This is a genomic window from Domibacillus robiginosus (genome assembly GCF_000966195.1).
GTDB lineage: Bacteria > Bacillota > Bacilli > Bacillales > Domibacillaceae > Domibacillus > Domibacillus robiginosus.
On the sequence record NZ_LAHL01000040.1, the window covers coordinates 62,449 to 83,466 of the forward strand.

Sequence of the window (21,018 nt, forward strand, 5' to 3'; positions counted from 1 at the left end):
TCTACATGAAAATGATCACTTTCTTATACGGATTCTTAGCTCACGGAGACGCAGACAAAGAGGTAGCTCACCACTTAACAGATTCATTTACAGGAATTGAATCGTACTGGGCTCCCTCCTCTAAATAGGGACTGATCAAGAAAGCCCGCCCCGGCCAATGACCGGAGCGGGCTTTTTTTATTCTGCAACCGGCAGAATATTCACTTCGCTTCGCTGAAGGTATCCAGATGTGTGAGTTGGAATGTCAGAAACAACCTGCATCCAGTCGCCTGTTTGTTCAATGGTAACAGGCATTCTTGTTAATCCATACGTATACAGTCCGCTTCCGCCGGCACTGGTACGCACTGTAACGTCTGCTTTGTTTGTGAAAGCGAGCGTATAGCGGCCAAAATCTTGTCCGCCAAGCTCATGGTCAACCGTGTACATATGACCGGCCAGCTTTGCACCCCAGTTTGGATCAGAAGCATACTTGACATTCACACCATTTGATTTGTTTCCTGGTGCCGCTCCGTATGCACGCCAGCTGTTTGGTGTAAAGTAGCCGCCGCGCCAGTCACCCGCTGCTCCTTTCAAGTAAGCATCCGCAAGGTGGACAACGCCTTCTTCTACTGTTTTAAAGGATGCACCGCCGCTTGGGTCAGCGTCATACACGGCAATGCCAAACAGATTGTTTAACCGCTGTGCTTTATCGCTCATGCCATAATCACTTTCGTGGATCGCCATGCTGACAATGAGCAGGGCATTTACGTGATACTCATTTTCTATTTTTTTCGCAATCGTGCCAAGACCAATCAGCTTGCTTTTCGTTGTGGCATCGCGATATTTAGCAAGACCTGTTGCCTGGCGTTCAGCAAGCGCCTCTTTAATATAGTTATCTAGCTGCGCAGCTGTGTAGCTTGTTTTTGAACGGCCGGATAGGAATTGGAAATACTGGTACTCACGGCCGACTGCTTTTCCGTTTGCGTTATAAAACGAGAAGCCGTCCCAGCTGTAATACTTTGCTCCTGCCTTCATAAAAGAAGGCGCCGGACCGGCTGTGTATGAAACAGTTTGATTTGTATCTACATTATAAATATAGTGAACGAGCATACCGCCGGAAACCGCATAATAGCTCCGCCCTTCTGCTCCTTCATATGGTACAAGGCGGACATCTGCTTGCTTCATATAATAATATTCGCCGCCCAGGTACACTTTTACGTAAGAATCGGTTGCTGTAATGTATTGAAGCTCTGTGGAAATACCGCTGCTGCCAATCGCAGAAGCTGTTACATACGTTTTCGCATTTTTCAGTGCTGTATCTGTGTATAAATTAACAGTCGTTGCCTTGCTTGCAGGCTTGGCAAACACAAGGCCCGCATGTTCTTTCATATAAATAATCTTTCCATCTTTTAAAACAAGCTCCGAACCGCTTTTGTCCATCGCCTGCTTCGCCAGATCAAATGATTCATACTGCATAGGTGCATGCGTTATCTGGCCTGTCCCATCGATATTCGCTGTTTGATACGCTTTTACAGGCGGCTCCGGCAAATCGCCATTAAGTAAGCGGTAAATGAATGCAGCTGCCTGGTCGCGTCTTGCATTGTCTTCTGGACCAAACCGTCCGTCCGCGTATCCGTTAATAATGCCAAGATGAACACTTTTGCCGATCGCAATGCGGTGAGCAGAGCTTAAAGCTGCCACATCTGTGAACTCAGGCTTTACGTATGTCGCTTCTTTTTTCAAATAATCCAGTGCATTGCTGATCATCAGCGCCATATCTTTACGCGTAATCGTCAGCTTCGGAGAGAAATTGCCGTTTGATCCGCCGTTTACAATTCCAGCCGCTGCTGCCGCGTTAATGTAAGGCGCCAGCTTTGCAGAAGGCGAAACGTCTTTGAAAATCGCCGGTCCCGCAGGCAGTTCAAGAGCACGCGCTAAAAAAGTCGCAAATTCCTCGCGTGTTACATAATTGGCAGGCTTGTATGTACCATCCTCATATCCATTCATCACTCCGGCGGCAATAACCGCCCGAATTTCTTTCTCAAGGGTAATGCCGGTTACATCATCCGCGGCATGCGCCTCGTTGTTTAGCAATGGCAAAATGGGGAATAATAAAATAAGTGCCATCACTATTGAACATGCTTTTTTCATCCTAGATTGAAACTCCCTTCAATGGCTGGTGGCCTTTTGGTATCTAGTTTTCTTTTATATAGAAAAAACAGCCCCGGGTTAAGGGCCCAGGACTGTTTGTTTTCTTTCTTATTGAGCGTTCATTGCATTGTAGATTGCAACTGTAAATGCTTCGCGTGTAGCAAGGTGTGTTCCGTAGAACTTTTCACCTTTGAAAAGACCTGTTTTATCGATCGAAGCCATTGTTACAATACCTTCGTACGCCCAGTGATCTGCACGAATGTCAGAGTATTTAACGCTTGCGGCTGCTGTTTGTGACATTTTCAATTCAAATGCACGCTGGATAATGGAAGCCATTTCGTTACGTGTCATTTCATCTTCAGGACGGAATGTTTTATCATCAAATCCGTTGATGATGCCCGCTTCACGAATCGCTGCAATATCATAAGCGAAGCGATATGTTTTCGGTACATCTTTAAAGTGGCTCATGACTTCTGGCTTCAATTCAAGTACGCGGTTCATGATGGCCGCTGCCTGTCCGCGTGTTACTTTTGCATCCGGGCGGAATGTATAATCTTCAAATCCATTGATGACTTCTTTGTCTGTCAGCGTTTTGATCGCTGAGTATGTTGCGTCTGTTTTCGGTACATCCGTGAACCAATCTGGAACAACCGGCGCTTTCACAACGCGTTTTGCACCAGCGTATTTTGGCCCCCAGTAAGAATTGCTTAGAGACACAAGTGCGATTCCCTGACTTGATGTTGCATTCAATACCATATTTCCGCCGGCATACACACCTACGTGTGAAATTCCTGCTTTATATGTATTTTTGAAGAATACAAGATCGCCTACTTCTAAATTGCTTTTTGAAACTGCTGTACCAACATTGTACTGCTGTTCTGCCGTTCTTGGCAGTGAAATACCTGCTGCGTTTTTATAAATATATTGAGTAAAGCCGGAACAATCAAATCCTCTTGGTGTTGTTCCACCAAAGACGTAAGGGACACCCATAAACTTTTTGCCATAAGTCACGATCGATTCTCCGACAGACGCCGCTTCGGTTTTAAACGATGTCAGCGGGGAAAGAGTCAAAAGCATGACCGCGGCAAGCAAAGCCGTTATTGCTTTTTTACACCTGTTCACTACAAACCTCCAGTTTTTCTCTTTCTTTCATTTCTCTCGTGTTTTTCTCACTGAAGCTATTGTAGCAAATTTAAACCCAATATTAGGTTACGTTTCTATTACATTCAAATATCATTTCATGACATTGCTATCACGGGGTTTTTATAGACTTTTAACCAGAAAATAGGAGGAAAACGGACCGTTTTCATGTATATTTGTTGTACTTTTTATCATCGTGTAATATTGACATACTACTGAAATAAAACTGAAAATTCTATTAAATATAGCTTTTTGAGGGTAAATAGGATGTTTTATGATTGCTGAATAAATAAACTGATAGATTGTGTGTAACAAAAAAGCATCGGCCTATGGTGGACCGGTGCTCATTCTGTTGAAATATAATGTTGTCGGCCTACATCATCAAAACCTATATGTGCAGTGACCGTTCTTAGCCGCAGCATAGAAAGAGCGGCATTCGCGGAGCTCCGCTTTCCAAGGGGCAGGCGGCGAGCTCGTCTTCAACACTTCGTGGCAAAGCCGATCTCACCTGTCCCGCTAGTCCCTTAGGAGACTACGCCCCGCGCCTGCCGCCTTTGTGGGGAGGGAACTAAGCTGGTGAAACTCATTATATTTTCCTTTCTTTGCTGGAGAGAACAGAAAAACTTTTTAATCTCTCTGTTTTTCAGAAGTATAACGGGCGGAGGGCTGCCGGCGCAGACTCCCGCGGGACGAGCGGACAGGGTGAAACAGGCAGCGCGAAGTGGTGGCTGGTTCAGCGTTCGCCCCGCAGGAAAGCGCAGCCGCCAGCCCACTGACACTGTTTTTCAAAAAGGAAGGCTTTCGGGCAGGCTAAAAAAAAAACGCATTTTCTCTTAACCTCTTTGTTTTTCAACACTAAGAAGCACCGGCCCATGATGGACCGGTGCTTTTTGGTTTTTATCTTAATTCACTGTTGATAGCACGTGCTAAGAATGTTGCGAACTGTGCTCTGTTCATATGTGTATGCGGACGGAAGGTACCGTCTTCATAGCCGCCGGCAATTCCAGCTGCCGCTACTCCGTTAATATATTGATAGCCGGTAATTTTCGCTGTAATATCTTTTAGCTGGCTGGTTGAAGCTGTGTTGATTTCATACGCCTTCGAAATTAAAATAGCCATTTCCGCCCGTGTCACAAGCTGTCCGGGGCGGAAGGTACCGTCCGTGAAGCCATTTGTAATACCCGCATCGGCCAGACTTTGAATGTAGCCGGATGAGCTGACATTGACGGTTACATCTTTAAATGATGTATTTCGCGCGGTGCCGTTTAAGCCAAGTGATTTTCCAATTAAAATAGCAGCTTCTCCGCGCGTTATGTTGGACTCCGGACGAATCGTCCCGTCCTCAAATCCAGTCATAATCCCTTGATAATTCAAATACGTGATATAGCGGTCATACCATTTCGAAGCGAGCAGGTCTTTTATCTTCGGAGACGCAACTTCTGCTTTTAACGTTGTAAACGATGTTTCGTCCTCTACCCCATTTACGACCGGGTGGAAATAATAATTGATCGTGCCTGCTGAAGCATAATCTGTCCATTCTGCGGCCGTTTCATTTTTGCCGACCAAATGATCCTCGCGGTATACGTTGTATGTGCCGAACCGGTCGGCAAGATCACTTGTATCAACCGTGAGCTTTCCTTTGCTGTCTGTTGTGTATGGAAGCTCGATATCATGATTGACCGGGTTTTTGTCCACCTGCACAAGACCAAAGCCGAAATAACGGTCGCGGCCTGCTGCGCCTAAGTCCTTCGCATTTTTTTGCAGAAGTGCCCGGAGCTGCTTGTTCGTCATTTCAGGATACTTTTCTTTATACAGTGCGGCTATTCCAGATACATACGGCGCAGCCATAGACGTGCCGCTTGAGGTTGTGTAGTCTGAGTCCGGATATGTGCTGTAGATTTTCACACCCGGGGCCGCTAGTTCAATTTCTTTTCCAAGCGACGACTGGCGATCTATTTTGTCATATTGATCAATCGATGAAACGGCAATGACACTTTCAAACTTCGCCGGGTATTCAACAGATGAATCGCTTCCGGAAACGGGTGCGCCGGTGTTTCCAGCTGCGCCAACGATTAAAATACCGGCGCTATAGGCCTTTTTCATCACTTCTTCCATTGCCGGATCATAAATAGGAGAAGTAATACTGATATTTAAAATATTCAGCTTCTGCTTAATCGCCCACTCTACGCCGGCAATCAAGGTGCTGGTTGAGCCCTCGCCGTATTCATCCAACACTTTAATGGCATACAAGCTGGCCGATGGCGCAACGCCAATTGTACCGAATGTATTGTTATTAGCGGCAATAATACCGGCGACATGCGTTCCGTGCCCCGCATCGTCATAATAAGAATTTGGGCATCCGGCCTCCCCATAGATAATGTCCATCGTGCAAGTGCCGCCAACGACTCTTTTTTGCAAATCAGGATGCTTTGCGTCAATGCCTGAATCAAGGACACCGATTTTCACACCGGCTCCTGTCAGTGTAGACGGCACTAAATTTTTCATCCCTACTTTTTCATAGCCGTAGGAAGGAGACTGTGCTGACGATTGAACCGGCATATCATAGGAAAGGGATTCAACCTCCGGTGACATTTGCAGCGCTTTTTTCTGCGTTTCACTTACTGTAATCGACGCTGCCGGTATTTCTTGAAATATGTAGTCAACCGATTGGGAAAACTGTTCCAGGAGCTCTTTGTCTACCTCGTCTTTGAACATAATTACAGCCTGCCTGCCGTCCATTGCTGCCGCTTCCGGCGAGGAAGGTGTATGGAAAAATAAAAAGAAAGCTGTAAAAACAAAGGCAGGTAGTTTTATAGCATTCATTTCGGTCACCTCTTTCTTTGAAACTAAAAATAAAAAGAGAGGCCCTGTTTGGGATCCCCTCTTTATTGTACACGGCGTGTGTTGAATATTCTATTTATATATTGGCCTATTTTATTACTTATAAAGCGACGTTACATTGTAACCTTTTGCTTTGTAATAGTCCAAAATACCGTTATAGATAGCCTTAGACATTACGTTAAGCCAGTAATCTGACTTAAGCTTGTCATTGTCGCCTTTGTTTGTAATAAAGCCGAGCTCAAGCAATGCAGCCGGTACTGTGTTGTTTTTCAGCACATAATAGCCAGCTGTTTTTACGCCGCGGTTTTTCAAATCCCACGCAGCGATCATACGGCTTTGAATTTTTGTTGCCAGCAGCTTGCTGTCTGATGCATTCTGGCTGTTTGCTGCTGCCGAGTAAAATGTTTCTGTGCCGGATGCGCTTGGAGAAGCAGCATTGGCATGAATGCTGACAAAGATGTCACCGTTGTTACGTTTCGCAAAAGCAGCGCGGTTCGCCAATGTAATAAATGTATCTGTCGAACGCGTCATTTTTACATTAAACGGTGTATCTTTAAGCAGGCTGTTTACTTTTAAGCCTGTTTTTAGGACTACATCTGCTTCATGCAGGCCAAATCCAACGGCACCGGGATCTGAACCGCCATGACCTGGATCCAGGATAATGGTTTGTTCAGCTAAACGTGGATCTGCCGTCGTAGCACTGTTTGTTTCTGTGCTGCGCAAGTAATAAGAGTTTACAAAACCAACTGTTGTGCCGGAACGGATATACGTCCAGCTGCCGACTGAATGAGCGGCTGTTACACGTGCATCCTTCGCCAATTTTCCGCGTGATGCATACGCTGTTGATGGGCCTGAACGAACGTTAAGGTCGCCCGTGTTTGTCCACATCGTTGTTTTAAATTCGTCTGTTTGAACCGTACGGAAAGTCGGTGCAATCGCCCGGGCAAGAAATACTGCAAAGTCCACCCGTTTAATTTCAGAAGATGCACCAAACGAACCGTCCGCCATTCCATCTGCGACTCCACGGGACATCAAGGCTTTTGCCGCACCTGACAAAGTGCCGCCGAATGAATAGCCGAATGCTTTTGAAAGCATAACCGCCATTTCTCCGCGGGTTACTTCTTTATATGGTAAAAACCGTCCGCCATCATATCCGGAAAGAACGCCTTTTTCTACAGCAGACTGAATGTAGCCGGAAGCGAAGTTGCCTGAACCGACATCGACAAATTTTGTTTCACGTTTTGTGCCATTAAGCTGAAGTGCCCGCCCGATAAAAGCAGCTACTTCGGCCCGTGTGACCGTTTTTTCTGAATCAAAAGTTGTCGCGGACGATCCGTTGGCAATTCCCCCTTCCGCCAGATAATTGACTTCTTTTGATGCCCGGTATGGAACATCCTTAAAGCCTGCTGCGCTGGCACTCTGTCCGAAATTAAATAGAGGAACCGTCAAAATAAACGCTAATACGACAAAGAAAAACCGTTTCTTCACCTTTCTGCCTCCTTTCTTAAAATTTACCACCTAAGTCTAGCACAGAAAATATAATCTAAAAACATCTCTTTTTTAACATTTAGTGAAAAAAGGCTATTTTATTAGATTTACCCTAAAAATGTAATTTTTCTGTAATAGTTGTTACTGAAGAGAAATAATAGAACATAAGTTCTTTTTTCTTGCCTAACGGGGACCATTTCATGCTATAATGAAGAAATCTTACAGAATCGAAAGGGTGCCATCTATTTTGACGAAGGCGAAATCGCTGTTTACTGATTCATCTTCTCCCAAGCGGGCAGATTTATTTTCTATTCCGGGTGTGATGCGGGCATCGGATTTAAAGCCGGCTCCTTCAAGCGGAACCTCTGCCGGTGAATGGAAAGAATTTGTGCTGTCTGCTTTTCGGACCCGTCTCTCAGCCGAAAAAATCAAGGCCGAGCCATACCAGACAGAGTATGCGGCAAAAGAGTTGTACCAGTCCCTTCTCAAAAAAACACCCTTGGACCGGGAATGGGCTGTCCTTTTTCGTTTATTTGCATCCTTTTATTCCTTTTCGGCACTTGCAGATGGGCTTGAAGAAGCAGATCTAGCACCAGAAGTGGCCGAGCGGGCTGCTTATGATGTCCTTTTTTACTTTGCAGATGAAGCATATGATGCGGCTAAAATGACAGGCACTGCACTGCCGTTTGCTTTTGAGTCTTATATCGAACAATTGCGGGAAGATGCGGGCCGCCTGCTCAGCTTCCCGTTCGAGCAATTTCCAGCAGCACGACTTGATATGTACCGTTTATTGTGGGAGTCCCTTTTTATTAAAACAGAATGGCGAACAGCAGAGCTTGAGTGGATTGTGCCCACGCCCGGCAGCAACGCCGTACAGCATGCTGCTTTTTTGCACCAGCTGTATTTGCTCGGTGACATGGACCAGTTTGTCACCTCCGCTGCGTCTGCTCCCGGGGACACCTTTCCCTATTTTCTTCACTGGCTGCAGTCAGCCAAAAGATCCGGCCGCTTTACAGCCGTTCTTCGTGGAGCTGTTTCTCTGGCACGAGACGGCCTGCTGACGATTGAAAATGAATACAGCCGGCGTTTGCTCGTCCGGCAGGTGATTCGGCTCGTAGAAGAAGATGAGGTCATTGAGCTTGCGCCTCTGCTTGTAAAAGAGCTGTATACATGCCTTTTGCCGTTCAGTTACGTATCACTCAGCTATTTTTTAATCGGCCGGGGTGATTATGCTGAATGGGTCGATTTGCAGATTCTTGTCGAAGCGGATATAACAGATTTAGACCGGGCTGGCTTAAAAAGCGTTATAAAAGAAGAACCTGAGCTGGCTCTTCCCCTTCTTCACCATGGGATTGCCGCTTTTATTGCCCAAAAAAATCGAGCTTCCTATAAAAAAGCGGTCCGGTTTATAAAGCGGATGCGCACAATTTATAAAAAACTAAAACAGACAGACGAATTTGACCGCTGGCTGGAATGGACCCTTGGTGAAACCAGGCGGCTGCGGGCGTTTCAAGAAGAATGTAGAAAAGGCGGGCTGTTGGATGATTAACCTTAAAACGGTTCATCTTGTTACACAATTTGAACAAAGCTTTTTTTATTTGCGGGCAATGGATGCAAACGGTGCGCCATTGCTTTTTGATTCGTGGGTACGCCTCCTGTTCAGCGGACATGCAGAAAGTTTTTACGGGACGAAACTAACCATTAGCGAGCTGGACGGGGAACCAGCTGTCCGGCTGACGCCGTTTGAGTGGGCGTCCCTTTTTAAAGCAGAGCATTTTAACCGGTTTGCCCGCTTTGAATGGGATGAAGCAGGCCACTTCAGTCTCGCCTGTGCGCCTGTTTTGTATGAAGCTGTTTGGGATGCAATGCCTTCTTTTCAGGAGGAAGGCGTAGAATGGCCTGTACCTGAAGATGTATATGATGAGTTTGCCGAATCATTTTGGCAGGAGCCTATTTATGGAGAAAGCCGCCGGTCATTTGTAGAGCGGATTTTTCCTGCTCTTGCAGCAGAAGCCCATCCAAACATTACAGCCGTCGCAGAAGCGGTCGGTGCCCGGTTAACGGCAGCTGAATTAAATCTATATTTTGATGCGGAACGACTTCGGGAATATCTGTCCGATGAGGAGCCGGCTGCTTATGAAACGGGACTGCGGCTATCTGAACCGCAGTCTGAAGACGACAGCTGGACACTGGAAGCCATTTTATTACGGCGGAAGCCTTCTGAAAAAGTATATGAGCTGGGCAAAAAACTGCCGAAGTCGGCCGAACCGTTTGTGGACGCAGCACTCGAAGAAATCAGCCGCTGGCTCCGGTTGTTTCCGGAGCTTGATGAAGGAGGATCCATCAAGCGTTTCTTATCAGAAGAAGAAGCGATTACTTTTTTAACAGACCGGGGCGAAAAGCTGACAGCACTGGGCATCCCTGTGCTGCTGCCGCCCTGGTGGGAATCCGTTCGCTCAGCGGCTGTTTCTGTCGCCGCTGATGTGCGTGAGGGCAACAAGCAGTCGTTTGTCGGCATGAACGCGATTTTGGATTTTGATTTTAAAGTAGCGCTTGGAGGAGCGGAAATGACGGAGGAAGAATTTTTAGCCCTTGCTGAAGCCGGCTCCCGTCTTGTAAAAGCGAATGGCCGCTGGGTTCATCTGGACCCGGATGTTATTCGAAAAATTAAAATGCTGATGGAACAAGCAAAACAAGAGGGCTTGACGATGGTGGATGTGCTGAATCAGGAATTTACAGATCCCGATGATGCCGCACGTGTACACATTCGCCTTAACCGCTCCCTGCAGGCGATGATCGAACGGCTGCGAAGCGGCGCCGATATTCCTCTTTTGCCGCCGCCAGAGAAGCTTCATGGTGAATTGCGCCCTTACCAGATCGCTGGCATGAGCTGGCTTTTGTTCCTTAGAGAATGCGGGTTTGGCGCTTGCCTTGCGGATGACATGGGGCTTGGTAAAACGGTACAGCTTATTTCTTATCTGCTGCATGTGGAAAAAAAAGAGCGGCCCGAAACGCCGGCGCTTATTATTTGCCCGACCTCTGTTCTTGGCAACTGGCAGCGGGAGCTTGCTGCCTTCGCTCCCGATTTATCTGTGATGCTTTACTATGGCAAGGACCGGCCGCGTGGGGAGGCTTTTTCGGAAGATATTTCAAATGCGGATGTTGTCCTGACGACGTACGGGCTTGTCCACTCCGATTTTGACACGCTTGAAAAAGTAGAATGGAGCACCGCCGCGCTTGATGAAGCACAAAACATTAAAAACGCGGGCACGAAGCAGTCGCGTGCGGTCCGCAAGCTTCACAGCCGCCATGCGATTGCCCTGACCGGCACGCCGATGGAAAACCGTTTGTCTGAGCTGTGGACCATTTTCGATTTTACCAACCGCGGCTGGCTCGGTTCACTTGCCCAGTTTCAAAAAGGATATATGGCGCCGATTGAAAAAGACCATGATGCCCAGCGGGTTGCTGCTTTGCAGGCAAAAATCCGTCCGTTCCTACTGCGGAGAACGAAAAATGATCCGGAGGCAGCCCTTGGGCTGCCTGATAAAGTGGAGCAAAAAGAATACTGCCCTCTTTCAAAAGAGCAGGCGGTTTTATATGAGCAAACGGTTCGTGACACAATGGAGCAAATTGGCCAGCTGTCTGCTTTTGAACGCCGCGGCCTGATTCTCCGGCTGCTTAATGAATTAAAGCAGCTTTGCAGCCACCCTGCTCTTTATTTAAAAGAAAAAGAGCCGGCAGATGTGCGGGAGCGCGCTTCAAAAATGGAAAAGCTGATGGAGCTTGCCAGCAATATTTATGAACAGGGCGAGGCATGCTTGATTTTTACTCAATACATCGGGATGGGGGAAATGATCCAGCGGGAGCTGTCTGAGACATTTGGCATTCACGTGCCATTTTTAAATGGATCTACACCGAAGCAGGAACGTGACAGGCTTGTAACGCAGTTTCAAGAGGGAGCATTTCCTTTTTTCCTGCTTTCCTTAAAAGCCGGCGGCACGGGATTGAATTTAACAGCCGCCAATCATGTAATTCATTATGACCGCTGGTGGAATCCAGCCGTTGAAAACCAGGCAACCGATCGGGCTTATCGAATTGGCCAGAGCCGATTTGTTCACGTTCATAAATTTATTACGACGGGCACTATCGAAGAGAAAATTGATGCGATGATTGAAGCCAAGCAGGCTGCAAGCAGTGAAATTATTCAGAGCGGTGCTTTTATTGCCAGCATGACGGATCAAGAGCTGACAGAATTGTTTACGCTAGACTCCAAAAGCCCCGCCCTGCGCTAGAGGAATGGCAGGCGGGGCAGCGGCGGGCGGGGCAGCGGCGGGCGCCGTATGAGGATAGGTGGGGAATTGGGGCAGCCAGAACAGGCTGCCCTTTACTTTTGACGTTCCTGTTCTAATTGTTCAATTCTTTTTTCAAGCTGATCAATCACGGCTTTTGCTTTGCCAAGCTGGAAAATGACATCTTCCATTACACGTTCAACTTGCTCTGTCATAGGTTCACCTCTAAATTAACGGTACAGTTTGAATGATGCCGGGCGGTTCGTTCGTTTGTGCATCGTGCTGCTTTTTGCTGAGAAAACGAATGGTCTGGACAAGCACTTCCGTTACGTAAATGGTTTTGCCGTCTGAGTCTTTATAGTTTCGTGTTTGAATCATGCCCAGTACAGCGACCAATGACCCTTTTTCGCTGTATTTGACGGCCGTTTCCGCCAGGCGGCCCCAGACAGTGCAATAAATGAAGTCAGTGTCTGTCTCGCCTTTTGCATTCCGATACGGCCGGTTGACTGCAACCGTTGTCTGTAAAAGCGGCGTTCCGTCAGCTGTATGCTTCACTTCTGGATGTTTTGTCAGCCTGCCGACAAGCGTCACTTGATTAATCAGCTCGCTCCCCTCCTTCCATTGAACTGACTTTATCATACAGGGCAGGCAGCGCTTTAAACAAAGCTACTTCTCTTTGCTTTTACCCATTTTTGGACAATAAATGGAAATACTTTTCCTCTTTCTGCCCGGCAGAGAGCAGACTCTTATGGTCAAAAAATGATTTTTCGCTTAATTATTGATATACTTTTTTTATAAATCGCTTTCATGAGAGGAGCGTGAAGTGCTTGAAAACCTTTAAAGTCGCTACCTTTTTATTCGAGAAAAAAGGAGAGCTCATTTCGGTCCCTGTTCAGGATGGATTGATTGTCAACCGTGAAGATGAACAGCGCTCATGGCTGATTGAGCTGTTTTTGGAGGAAGAGGGTGTCCAAACGGTTCGTGCCTTTGAGCAGGAGGAGCCATTAACAGCACACGTCGCGATTTCACATCGTGGAAATGACCCGGCTATGTTTACAGTCTCTATTCGTTCCTTTCAGCTTCTAGAAAAAGGCACAAGTGTCCTTTTCGACGCACAGCTGCGCCAGATGCGGAATGAATACGCAAAGCAGGTGCTTCATTCTCTTGTAGAAGAAGGACTTTCTGGAGAGGAACTGCTAAAGGCGTTTACAGAAGCCGTCCAAAAGTAACCTAATAAAAAAACGCCTTCCCTTTGGAGGAAAAGCGTTTCATTAATGGATAATATCCGATTGCAGGCCATCAAGACCCGTTTGAAGAGTTTGTTGAAGCAGCTGGATAATGTAGGAGATATCCTGTTTTGTGTAGGACTGCATCGGCAGGTTTTTATCGTACACCTGGGCATACAGCAGTGAAGCCAGCGCTAGCTCCTGTTCATCCGCCGGACTTAGTGCTTCGGCTTTTTTTTTTCATATTCATTTAAAAAATCAATATAAAAGCGCGCCTCGGCTTTACACGAAAAGTCATAATCCGTTCCGAGCTGTTCCTGCTTTACGTTCAGCGTTTCGATTTGCTCGGCTGTCGGTTCTTCCGAGAAAATTTTCGCGACCACTTGATTAATTTTTCCCGCCAGCTCTTCATGAAACCTCGGATCGTTTTTCACATCGTCCGGCACATCATGATACCAGGAAGCATGCTGCTGAATATAGCTCTGCCATTCCTTCATAAAGTCAGCGGGGCTGTAGGCCTCTTCTTCCCACATAATGTTTGCCATATATTGTTCAAACGCCGTCGTAATCGAACGGGTGATACTAATTTTGATGCCGTGTGATAAACCACTTAATATGGACATTGCCAATAGGTACCTCCTGGAAATAGCCTCATTGACTTCTTTAAAATAATAACTCTTATACTCTATCATACTTTTGAACCGGTGACAAAATTTTTATGCATAAAAGAAGCACCAGAGCAGATGAATGCCCGATGCTTCCTTTCCATTACTGGTTTTGATTATTATTATCCTCTAGCTGTTGTTCTCCTTCATTAATGCCTTCTTCTAACTCCTGCTCGCCCTGGTCAACACCTTCTTCTACATCCTGTTCACCCTGGTTCATATCTTCTTCCATGTCCTGTTCGCCTTGATTCAAATCTTCCTCTACATCCTGCTCGCCATCCATTACCTCATTTTCTGTCTCGGTGCCGTTGTTTTCATCCTGCTGCTCCTGTTGCTGCTCTTGCTGCTCCTCTTCCTGTCCGCCGCCACATCCTGCTAAAACGAGCGCCGCCAGCAATGAACCGCCTGCTAACTTCCATAACTTTGCTTTCATATAGAAAAGCCCCTTTCATTTCTTTGAAATTTATCCGCTTACGTGATGTATTGTTTCCCGCAATTGGTCAAAATATCCGTTTTTTTCGCAAAAAGGAATAGGGCGCCAAACAAAAAAGCACTGGCGCCCGTTTGTACAGGACGACAGTGCTTTTTTCTATTCAAGTGCAAACATCAAGTCCGCTTCGCAGACAAGTTCACCGTCTACTGTTGCGGTTGCTTTTGCTTTTCCAATTGATCCGCGCAGGCGTGTCATTTCCACCTCAAGACGAAGCTGATCGCCCGGAACAACCTGCCGTTTAAAACGGCAATTATCAATGCCGGCAAAAAAAGCAAGACGGCCTTTGTTTTCCTCTTTTTTCAGCATCGCTACCGCGCCGACCTGTGCCAGTGCTTCAACGATCAACACACCCGGCATGACCGGATAATCCGGAAAGTGTCCATTGAAAAACTCTTCATTGGCGGTCACGTTTTTAATACCAACCGCACGCTTTCCTTCTTCCACTTCAAGAATCCGATCGACAAGCAAAAACGGATAGCGATGCGGAATTGTTTCTTTAATTTCACGAATATCCATATTAGCACCCACCTTAAAAAAAACTATTTACGACTACTTCATACAATTGAATCCATGTGTCCAATTTAAATACATCGATCGGGTTTCCCTTACCGATAATACTGTATCCAATCAACGCGCCAATGACGGCAGTCAGGACAATGAAAAACAATGATAAGATAAATCTGCCGAGGGGGGTGAGGCGGGTTTGTTTCTTCCGCTTCTGTCCATTTGTCACAATTAATCCTTCCCCTTTATCTGACCCCGTTAATTAAGCCCAGCATTTGATCAGCGATTGAAATCGCTTTTGATTGGAATTGATAAGAGCGCTGAGTAACCATCAGGTCACTCATTTCTTTTGAAAAGTCAACATTAGACATTTCGAGTGTACCTGTTTGAATACCGGCCTGCTGGCGTTCAGCAGCACCCAAGTTACGCAGAATTTGGTTTTCGGCTGTAGCCGGATTTTCCGGCAGCACAAGCAGGTTTTGGGATGCCCGTTCAAGAAATTGCGGCTTGTCCACTTGAACAAGACCAAGCAGCCCGGCTGCCTGATTTTCCATTTCATCCTCCGGCAGCACGATCGGATTATCCCCCTCATCAAGCACCGGATACCCTTCCGAGGTCACAAGCATGACACGGTTTTCACCAGCCGGTGTAACGGAAAAAGAGCCGTCACGCGTATAATGAACACGGTTATTACCCTGCTCGTCTTCTACAAGCACTTTAAAAAATTGATTTGGCTGGGACAAACCAAAGTCCAGCGTGCGCCCCGTCTGCTGCAATGTGCCCTGTACGCCCACCATTTGCGCCTGCGCCATCATCGCACCCGCACCTAAACGAATACCGTACGGCGTTTGTCTGCCTATGTCTTCATTCCGGCGCTCCATATTGACTGTCTGCTGATGAATCAAGTCGGCAAACGTCGCTTCGCTTCTTTTATATCCTGCTGTATTAATGTTCGCAACATTATTACTCGTTACATCCATCTTTTTCTGAAGCTGTGACATCGTATTGACCGCATTGATCATAGTTCTGTTCATACTGCGTTCTCCTTTACGTTACGCGTCCGATTTCGTTTGCCGCTTTTTCCATACTGCGGTCATAAGCCGTTAATACTTTTTGATTTGCTTCAAATGAACGATACGCTGTCATCATGTCGGTCATCGTTCGAGCTGTATCGGTATTAGACCCCTCTAAAGCTGACTGCTGAATAGAAAATGCTGCATCCTCACTCTCGAAAGCGCTTGGAAGAGCCGCCCCGTCTATCCGGTACAGGCCATCTCCCTCTTTGATTAAATCATTTGCATTCTGGGCATATGCTACACCAATTTGTGCCACCTGCTGCCCGTTTTGCGCAATGCGGCCTGAACTGTCTACTTCAAACTGATCGGACGCGAGTTGAATCCGCTGCCCTTCTGTATCCCGCACATAAAAACCGGAGGCCGTTGTTAAATAGCCTTCCAGATCCAGGGTGAAATTACCGTTTCGAGTATAACGCGGCTCTCCTGCACCGTTTTGAACAGCAAAGAAAACCGACTCTCCCTGCAGGGCCAGATCGGTTGTCAGGCCGGTTTCCCGAATGTCACCCTGACGGAAATTCGGCATCGTTTCCTGTAAATAAACACCGGTATTGAGCGCTCCAATCTGCGGCTCAAGCGGCACATTTAATTTATTTTCAACCGGTATAGATGTTTGATCCATCCGTTTTAAAAGCATTTCCGGAAACGCTCTTACACTTGTTTGGTCTGCTTTGTAGCCCGGTGTGTTCGCATTTGACATGTTGTTTGTTAAAATTTCAGTGCGCCGCTGCTGGGCAATCATGCCTGATGCAGCAGTGTAAAAACCTTTAAACAACTTTTTCACCTCAATTTTTTTAGCAATAGATGCCGTCTCCATTATACAATGGCACCCTCTGCATTAACAGAAAATAATAAGAAAAATAGACAGTTTGAGGGAAAATAAATAAAGCTGCTTATAAAAAGCAGCTTTATTCGTTCATATTTTTCTTTTTTTGGAAGAAATCCGGTCCATGCTGTCGAGCATGACGCCCGTGCCAATAGCTACACAATCCATTGGGTTCTCGGCCACAAATACCGGTACCTTTAATTCATCCGCCATCAATTGGTCGATGCCGTGCAAAAGAGCCCCGCCGCCTGTCAGCATTACTCCGCGGTCGATAATATCAGCAGATAATTCAGGAGGTGTTTGCTCAAGCACATTTTTAGATGCCTGGACAATTTGCGCGACAGATTCACGCAATGCTCCTTCAATTTCTTTAGAGGTAATTGTTAAAATCTTTGGAAGGCCTGTCATAATATCGCGTCCACGAATTTCCATTTCTTCATTTCGTGAATCTGGATAAACGGTACCGACAGTTATTTTAATCGCCTCGGCTGTCCGCTCACCAATCAACAGCTTGTACTGCTTTTTCACGTAATTCATAATATCTGCATCAAATGTGTTGCCGGCTACTTTAATGGATTCTGCTGTCACAATAGCTCCCAGCGATAAAACCGCTACATCTGTTGTACCGCCGCCAATATCAATGACCATATTGCCGCTCGGTTCAAAAATATCCATGCCGGCACCAACAGCCGCTACTTTTGGTTCTTCTTCAAGGTAAACGATTTTGCCGCCGCTTTTCTCTGCTGCTTCACGAATCGCCTTTTGCTCTACTGCCGTAATTTGCGTTGGACAGCAAATTAAAATACGCGGCTTGGATAAAAAGCCTTTTACATTTAGTTTATTAATGAAATGCTTCAGCATTGATTCTGTTACATCAAAATCGGCAATAACTCCATCACGAAGTGGACGAATCGCTACAATATTGCCCGGTGTCCGCCCAACCATTTGATATGCTTCTTCTCCTACTGCCAGTACTTTATTTGTACTGCGGTCCAGCGCCACAACAGAAGGCTCGTTTAATACAATGCCTTGTCCTTTTACATGAATCAAAACATTTGCTGTGCCAAGATCAATTCCAATATCCCTTGATAACATGCTCTATTCCCCCTGAATATGCTTTATCTATTTTTATATACTCGTATCTTTTTTGTTCCAAATACCTATTTTACCATATATTTAGGAAAGTATGGACAACGAATATTCGTTTTTAACCACGAAAAAAGGACGCTCAGCTCGAAACTGAGTCGTCCTTTTTTCATACTAGATATTATCAAGCAACGCCTATGCGTTCTCAATTGGGTAAATCCCTGACTAAAACGACACAGACCACAAGTCCACAGGATACGGATCACACACATTGCCGCAGGAAGCGGCGGTTTTAGCATTTAATCTTTTAGCAGCAAATTTTTTCACTTACAACATACGTGTTTGAAATTGAAAACATCACTGACTAAAACGACATTCGGCGCGGGCCCACAGGATGTGGGTCACAAATGCGTTGCCGCAGGAAGCGGCGGTTTTAGCATTTGATCTTTGAAAGTGGAAAAGGGCAGTCGCTAAACGGTTCTTTTCCACTTTTGTTTTGTTCAGTTGCAGCACCCAGGCTCTCGAGGTCATAAGTGTCAATGGATGAGTGGCAAAGATCGCCCCTTCACCATTGCCCCTTATGCGCGTCGAGCCTAAACGGGGCGCTTCCACTTTTGTTTCGTCGCTTCTCCTCCCCGCAGATGTCTCACAGATTTATGATAGTGCAAAATATGCTCGACACGTGCGGACAGTTCCGGGTTTACGTTTGGCAGCCGTTCCGTTAAATCTTTGTGGACGGTGCTTTTAGAAATGCCAAATTCCTTCGCAATGTCCCGGACAGTTTTGTTTGTTTCTACGATATATTTCCCGGCCTTCAGCGCTCTTTCTTTGATGTATTCGCGCACGCACACGCCTCCTTCAGCGGAAACGGGATGAGCGGTGTCGAATGGTTCGGCCATAGGTTTCATCGAATGAAGATAGACCCATTTCTTTTTAATAACAGTATGCGCATTCCCTGGGAAATATTCATTTCCATTCACTTACAGCCTTTCCATAGAGCGCGGATGGATTTAACAGCTGTCCGTCTTTGGTCATTTCATAGTGAACATGGATGCCAGCTGACTCGTTTAAGATGCTGCGTCCGGCTTCGCCAATTTTTTGTCCCTGGCTGACCTTGTCATCCTTTTTCACTTGAATGTCCTTAATGGATTGGAATGTACTGACTGCTCCGTCCCCGTGGTCGATTTCGATGTAATTCCCAAGGAACGCATCCTCACGTACATCTGTCACCGTTCCAGAAAGCGGGGCCGATACGGCAAAGGTTTTTCCGTTTTCAAGTGCATAGTCTACACCTGTGCTTTCATAATACGTATCGTTAAATACAACAAGTGCTTCTTCCTGCTCGGCCGCTTTTGCTTTTGAATCGTAAAAAGCAGTTTTTGCCACCGCTCCTTCTACAACCGGCATGATCATTTGTTCCGCTTCAACTGTTCCGTTGACACTTTCTGCCGGCTCATCAAAAACAGCCGCGTCTTCTTTTTCTTCTGGCTTCATTACTTCATAAAACATAAGACTTGAAATCAGTAAAATAGCACAAGCAAGGTAAATCACAGGCAGTGCCCGGCGTTTCATAAAAAAGTCTTTCAGTTTTGGGGGGAGTGTTTTTTTGCCGCCCTCTTTCATTGTCATCACCTCGACAACCATTTTGGACAGGCAGATGTTTTTTTATACACTTATTCCATAAAATTCCCCAAATCGTACGAAAAATGCCACAATCATGGAGGTTCTCACTGCGTCGGGATGATAAAATCAAAGAGGAAGATGGAGGTGTGGAAGTGAAAAAAGGAATTCGATTTTTAGTAATGGCGCTGCCTGTTATATACATGATTGCTATCTGGATCATGTCAGGACTTCCGCACGATACGATTATGGACCTGCCGAATAACAAAGTGGATTTGTTTATAAAAGAAGCACTGCATCTTGTTGAATTTGCCATTTTATATGGCCTTATTGTGCTTGCCCTTTTAGCTAACGGAAAGTTAACGCCGCTTGCCAGCCTGGCTGCAGCGATGTTTGCTTCTTTTTACGGACTGACAGATGAAATTCATCAAGCATTCGTTCCATACCGCTCTGCTACGCTTATTGATGCAGTCAAGGATGTAACGGGTGTTACGATTGCTTTTTTAGCAGTTAATTATATGTATTTTGAGCGTAAATCACGTGTAGGCCGCTGGATGGCTGGCTTCAGTGAATGGACACGCCCGCAGTAATAAAAGCGGGCGTGTTTTTATTTATTTTAAAAAGCTTTGTACATCCCCTATTTCGGCTCCTGGATAATAATGAGCTGTAATATCCCGATAGTTTTTTCCTTCTTTTGCCATGCCATTCGCTCCATATTGGCTCATGCCCACCCCATGTCCATATCCTCTCGTTGTCACAATCACATCTTCTCCTGCTACGGTCATTTCAAAGTCAGCAGAAGGCAGGCCAAGCTGTTCTCTTACTTCCCGGCCTGTAAAGGACTGCCCGTCAATTGAAATGGTGCCGACACGCCCACCTGTTGTTTTGTCCGTTACAGTGCCCACTGTTCCTGCAGAAGGCAAAGCCACATCTAGCTTCGCTTCTACTTCCTGTTTCGTTAGCACCAATTCCTGCTCAAAGTTAGGTGCTGATGCATCCCACGGACTCGCCACACTCACTAAATACGGAGTAGCTGACTGCCAGTATTCTTCCGCATTTTCTGTTTGGCCGTTACCGGAGGAAAAAAAAGCGGCTGTAATGGGTTGTCCATCGTAAATGAGCACTTCTCCTTCAGTTTGAGCTGCAGCTTCCTCGATCTTTGCTTTGTTTTTTTCAAAATCGGCTCCCCACATTTGTTCCTGGTCATCCTCATCTTTAAAAACTTGATCATCCACTGTATCCGTCACATCTTCTCCATTTAACGTTTGAGTTAAAATAAACGTGCGTGCGGCTACAGCCTGTGCTTTTAATGCTTCTTTTTCAAATGAAGCTGGCATTTCTGCTGCTACTACTCCTGCTACATACTCTTCAAGCGGAACAGATTCAGTTTTTTGAGTGTCAGACCGGACAACATCCACTGTCGGCTCTTTTTCCTGCTTTGTCGGTGCCGCCTTTTGCCCGTCTGTCAGCCAAAGGCCGGCAGCCGGAATCGCAATAGCTGTAATGACAATCAATAAAAAGGCGAAAAACGGCTTTTTCAACAAATTTCCCTCCTTGCTGTATAAAAAGGGATATGCGGTACTATACTGATTATGACCGAATATAAAAAACCGCCTGCTTTAGCAGACGGTTTTGAT

21 protein-coding genes are annotated in these 21,018 nt (G+C 46.1%); 5 read left to right on the forward strand and 16 right to left on the reverse strand.

Features of this window, described 5'->3' with window-relative positions; all coding sequences use genetic code 11:
- Positions 1-5 precede the first annotated feature (5 nt).
- A complete protein-coding gene (locus VP97_RS24770; RefSeq protein ID WP_281175114.1) occupies positions 6-128 on the forward strand; it encodes a hypothetical protein in 123 nt (40 codons plus the stop codon).
- A gap of 49 nt (positions 129-177) precedes the next feature.
- On the opposite strand, the gene VP97_RS17335 is transcribed toward VP97_RS24770, so the two are convergent.
- From VP97_RS17335 to VP97_RS17355, 4 genes are all read right to left on the reverse strand, one after another.
- The gene (locus tag VP97_RS17335) at positions 178-2,130 is read right to left on the reverse strand and encodes an S-layer homology domain-containing protein (protein ID WP_050183336.1); all 1,953 of its coding nucleotides are present in this window, start codon (positions 2,128-2,130) and stop codon (positions 178-180) included.
- 108 nt (positions 2,131-2,238) lie between these two features.
- Positions 2,239-3,252 carry a C40 family peptidase gene (locus VP97_RS17340; RefSeq protein WP_082220414.1) on the reverse strand — a complete coding sequence of 338 codons (1,014 nt, stop codon included), beginning with the start codon at positions 3,250-3,252 and terminating at the stop codon, positions 2,239-2,241.
- Between the two features lie 915 nt (positions 3,253-4,167).
- The gene (locus VP97_RS17350; protein WP_050183338.1) at positions 4,168-6,093 is read right to left on the reverse strand and encodes a S8 family serine peptidase; all 1,926 of its coding nucleotides are present in this window, start codon (positions 6,091-6,093) and stop codon (positions 4,168-4,170) included.
- Positions 6,094-6,207: 114 nt separating this feature from the next.
- A complete protein-coding gene (locus VP97_RS17355; RefSeq protein WP_050183339.1) occupies positions 6,208-7,599 on the reverse strand; it encodes an N-acetylmuramoyl-L-alanine amidase in 1,392 nt (463 codons plus the stop codon).
- A 247-nt stretch (positions 7,600-7,846) separates the two neighbouring features.
- Between VP97_RS17355 and VP97_RS17360 the strand changes: the two genes are divergently transcribed.
- Positions 7,847-9,148 carry a hypothetical protein gene (locus VP97_RS17360; RefSeq protein ID WP_050183340.1) on the forward strand — a complete coding sequence of 434 codons (1,302 nt, stop codon included), beginning with the start codon at positions 7,847-7,849 and terminating at the stop codon, positions 9,146-9,148.
- A complete protein-coding gene (locus VP97_RS17365) occupies positions 9,141-11,891 on the forward strand; it encodes a DEAD/DEAH box helicase (RefSeq protein ID WP_050183341.1) in 2,751 nt (916 codons plus the stop codon). The genes VP97_RS17360 and VP97_RS17365 overlap by 8 nt, the downstream gene beginning before the upstream one ends.
- A gap of 222 nt (positions 11,892-12,113) precedes the next feature.
- On the opposite strand, the gene VP97_RS17370 is transcribed toward VP97_RS17365, so the two are convergent.
- Positions 12,114-12,491, reverse strand: coding sequence for a single-stranded DNA-binding protein (locus VP97_RS17370; RefSeq protein ID WP_050183386.1), 378 nt, complete (start codon positions 12,489-12,491; stop codon positions 12,114-12,116).
- A 224-nt stretch (positions 12,492-12,715) separates the two neighbouring features.
- Between VP97_RS17370 and VP97_RS17375 the strand changes: the two genes are divergently transcribed.
- The gene (locus tag VP97_RS17375) at positions 12,716-13,117 is read left to right on the forward strand and encodes a YwpF family protein (RefSeq protein ID WP_050183342.1); all 402 of its coding nucleotides are present in this window, start codon (positions 12,716-12,718) and stop codon (positions 13,115-13,117) included.
- Between the two features lie 42 nt (positions 13,118-13,159).
- On the opposite strand, the gene VP97_RS24775 is transcribed toward VP97_RS17375, so the two are convergent.
- The 10 genes from VP97_RS24775 to VP97_RS17420 all read right to left on the reverse strand — a co-directional run bounded on the left by VP97_RS24775 (position 13,160) and on the right by VP97_RS17420 (position 19,390).
- Complete coding sequence (locus VP97_RS24775; protein ID WP_281175116.1) at positions 13,160-13,282, reverse strand: hypothetical protein; 123 nt, start codon at positions 13,280-13,282, stop codon at positions 13,160-13,162.
- Positions 13,283-13,332: 50 nt separating this feature from the next.
- Complete coding sequence (locus tag VP97_RS17380; RefSeq protein WP_050183387.1) at positions 13,333-13,737, reverse strand: hypothetical protein; 405 nt, start codon at positions 13,735-13,737, stop codon at positions 13,333-13,335.
- Positions 13,738-13,882: 145 nt separating this feature from the next.
- The gene (locus VP97_RS17385; RefSeq protein WP_050183343.1) at positions 13,883-14,212 is read right to left on the reverse strand and encodes a hypothetical protein; all 330 of its coding nucleotides are present in this window, start codon (positions 14,210-14,212) and stop codon (positions 13,883-13,885) included.
- Between the two features lie 156 nt (positions 14,213-14,368).
- Positions 14,369-14,788: a 3-hydroxyacyl-ACP dehydratase FabZ gene (gene fabZ / locus VP97_RS17390; RefSeq protein ID WP_050183344.1), complete on the reverse strand. Its 420-nt coding sequence runs from the start codon at positions 14,786-14,788 to the stop codon at positions 14,369-14,371.
- A gap of 13 nt (positions 14,789-14,801) precedes the next feature.
- A complete protein-coding gene (locus VP97_RS17395) occupies positions 14,802-15,005 on the reverse strand; it encodes a DNA-directed RNA polymerase subunit beta (RefSeq protein WP_050183345.1) in 204 nt (67 codons plus the stop codon).
- Positions 15,006-15,021: 16 nt separating this feature from the next.
- The gene (locus tag VP97_RS17400) at positions 15,022-15,810 is read right to left on the reverse strand and encodes a flagellar hook-basal body protein (RefSeq protein WP_050183346.1); all 789 of its coding nucleotides are present in this window, start codon (positions 15,808-15,810) and stop codon (positions 15,022-15,024) included.
- Between the two features lie 13 nt (positions 15,811-15,823).
- The gene (locus VP97_RS17405; RefSeq protein WP_050183388.1) at positions 15,824-16,624 is read right to left on the reverse strand and encodes a flagellar hook-basal body protein; all 801 of its coding nucleotides are present in this window, start codon (positions 16,622-16,624) and stop codon (positions 15,824-15,826) included.
- A gap of 141 nt (positions 16,625-16,765) precedes the next feature.
- Positions 16,766-17,770 (reverse strand): rod shape-determining protein, encoded by a 1,005-nt coding sequence (gene mreB / locus VP97_RS17410; protein ID WP_050183347.1) that lies wholly within the window; start codon positions 17,768-17,770, stop codon positions 16,766-16,768.
- Positions 17,771-18,354: 584 nt separating this feature from the next.
- Complete coding sequence (gene spoIIID / locus VP97_RS17415) at positions 18,355-18,606, reverse strand: sporulation transcriptional regulator SpoIIID (RefSeq protein ID WP_050183348.1); 252 nt, start codon at positions 18,604-18,606, stop codon at positions 18,355-18,357.
- A gap of 121 nt (positions 18,607-18,727) precedes the next feature.
- The gene (locus VP97_RS17420) at positions 18,728-19,390 is read right to left on the reverse strand and encodes a M23 family metallopeptidase (protein ID WP_172656802.1); all 663 of its coding nucleotides are present in this window, start codon (positions 19,388-19,390) and stop codon (positions 18,728-18,730) included.
- 146 nt (positions 19,391-19,536) lie between these two features.
- On the opposite strand from VP97_RS17420, the gene VP97_RS17425 reads away from it, so the two are divergent.
- Positions 19,537-19,971 carry a VanZ family protein gene (locus VP97_RS17425; protein WP_050183389.1) on the forward strand — a complete coding sequence of 145 codons (435 nt, stop codon included), beginning with the start codon at positions 19,537-19,539 and terminating at the stop codon, positions 19,969-19,971.
- 21 nt (positions 19,972-19,992) lie between these two features.
- On the opposite strand, the gene spoIID is transcribed toward VP97_RS17425, so the two are convergent.
- Positions 19,993-20,922 (reverse strand): stage II sporulation protein D, encoded by a 930-nt coding sequence (gene spoIID / locus VP97_RS17430; RefSeq protein WP_050183350.1) that lies wholly within the window; start codon positions 20,920-20,922, stop codon positions 19,993-19,995.
- Between the last annotated feature and the right edge of the window lie 96 nt (positions 20,923-21,018).